The organism is Neisseria sp. P0021.S005, from assembly GCF_051956955.1.
Genome location: NZ_JBQCWY010000648.1, coordinates 1 through 1734, shown reverse-complemented (window position 1 = coordinate 1734; position 1734 = coordinate 1). Strand labels below are relative to the sequence as shown.

Genomic DNA, 1734 nt, shown 5'->3' with positions numbered 1-1734 from the left:
CGAAGCAGTCTTTTTGACAAAGCGGCAATTAGCGTTTGAACAGGTTGCCGAATTTGTTGTTGAATTTGTCCACACGACCGGTAGTGTCGACGATTTTTTGAGTACCGGTGTAGAAAGGGTGGCACAGAGAGCAAACCTCAACGTTGAAGTTGTCTTTTTCCATTGCGGATTTGGTCACGAATTTGTTGCCGCAAGAGCAGGTAACATTGATTTCGTGGTAGTTCGGGTGAATACCTTGTTTCATTTGATTTCCTTTCGATTAAGCGGGCACAGGGGTTTTGCCTGTACTTCAGTTAAGCGTGGAATTTTCGCTATTTTTGGCTGTTTCGTCAAGAGGATATTTTGTATGCAGGGTAGTTTCGCAACAGAAGAGAACAGTTTAGAATAGAATATCGAACCAAATATTATGCGATCAGATTGTAATCTAACTGAAAAGAGGATGTAAAACCTCCTCTAGATGTGAAACTTTAAGAAGAATAATAGTCTGAATAATATTTACGCTTGTACGGACAGGAGACGGAATCAATGTGGAAAAAGATATTGACGTGCATTTTGCGTGTTTTGGGAGGAATGTTGCCCCCGTCTTATTGCAAACCATTCGGCCGGATTGCGCAAAAATTCCGTGCTGCTTTGGCTGCGTGTATTTCTCCAAACATCGGTAAAAACGTCAATATTGAAAAAGGCGGGTACGTCTTTCCGGATACGGTAGTCGGCGACAATTCGGGTATCGGCGTAAATTGCGAAATCTGCCGCGGTTTGACCCTCGGCAAGAACGTGATGATGGGGCCGGAATGTCTGTTTTATTCGACCAACCACAAATTCAACCCTGAAACTCGCCGCTTTGAAGGTTATACAGACATCAGCCCGATTGTGATTGAAGATGATGTTTGGATTGGTCGACGTGCGATTATCATGGGCGGCGTTACCATCGGTAAGGGCGCGGTAATCGGTGCAGGTTCGGTGGTTACCAAAGATGTGCCGCCTTATTGCGTGGCTGCGGGCAACCCTGCGATTGTTCGGAAAAAACTGCTGGATGAGCAAGAGCTTGCAGCCGAATAGCGTAAACAAAATAGCAAAATAAAAGGCCGTCTGAATTTCAGACGGCCTTTTTTCAATAGTGCTTAAGCGGCAATTTTTTCGCATTCTTTAATGCAAGCCAAGCAAGATTCGTAGCAGGCTTTGCATTCAGCGTGGTGGCCGGCGTGTTCTTTGCAGGCGGTAGCACATTGTTTGCAGGCTTCGATGCACACTTTTGCCAAAGATGGGGTCAGGCGTGAATTTTGGGCGGCGAGGTTTTGCAAGGTGCCGCACAGTGCCAACATTTGGTTAACGCCGGTTGCGCAGTCTTTCATGGAAGTATCGCCTGTGCTCAACAGGGCAATGCAGTGTGCCAAACAGATTTGACCGGCTTCAACGCAATGTGCGGCCGCGTTGCGCGCAGCTTCGTAGGCGCGCGGTGCAGAATGCGCGTGACCGGCATGACCGGCATGGTGTGCATGGCCGGCATGGTCGTGAGCACGGGCGAAAGAAGCGGCGGCGGTGAGGGAAACAGCAGCGGCGCTGCCGATAAATTGACGACGGTTCATAAGATAGAGTCCTTTTTGCTTGGTGAAATGATATTACGAATAATTAAATCTATTCGATAACAATAGGTTAACATATTATTTGTTTATAAACAATAAAGGCTGTCTGAACTTTTAGGCAGCTTTTTTTAGATACGCGTTAGATTGATAG

Annotated in this window: 3 protein-coding genes; 1 reads left to right on the top strand and 2 read right to left on the bottom strand. The window is 46.6% G+C overall.

Annotation, left to right across the window (positions count from 1 at the left end; translation table 11 throughout):
• Positions 1-28: 28 nt before the first annotated feature.
• Positions 29-244 carry a 50S ribosomal protein L31 gene (gene rpmE / locus ACTHUE_RS17875; protein ID WP_107696777.1) on the bottom strand — a complete coding sequence of 72 codons (216 nt, stop codon included), beginning with the start codon at positions 242-244 and terminating at the stop codon, positions 29-31.
• A 281-nt stretch (positions 245-525) separates the two neighbouring features.
• Between rpmE and ACTHUE_RS17870 the strand changes: the two genes are divergently transcribed.
• Positions 526-1059, top strand: coding sequence for an acyltransferase (locus tag ACTHUE_RS17870; RefSeq protein WP_107768660.1), 534 nt, complete (start codon positions 526-528; stop codon positions 1057-1059).
• A 62-nt stretch (positions 1060-1121) separates the two neighbouring features.
• Here the strand turns inward: ACTHUE_RS17870 and ACTHUE_RS17865 are convergent, their stop codons facing one another.
• Positions 1122-1586 (bottom strand): four-helix bundle copper-binding protein, encoded by a 465-nt coding sequence (locus ACTHUE_RS17865; RefSeq protein ID WP_107768661.1) that lies wholly within the window; start codon positions 1584-1586, stop codon positions 1122-1124.
• Positions 1587-1734 lie beyond the last annotated feature (148 nt).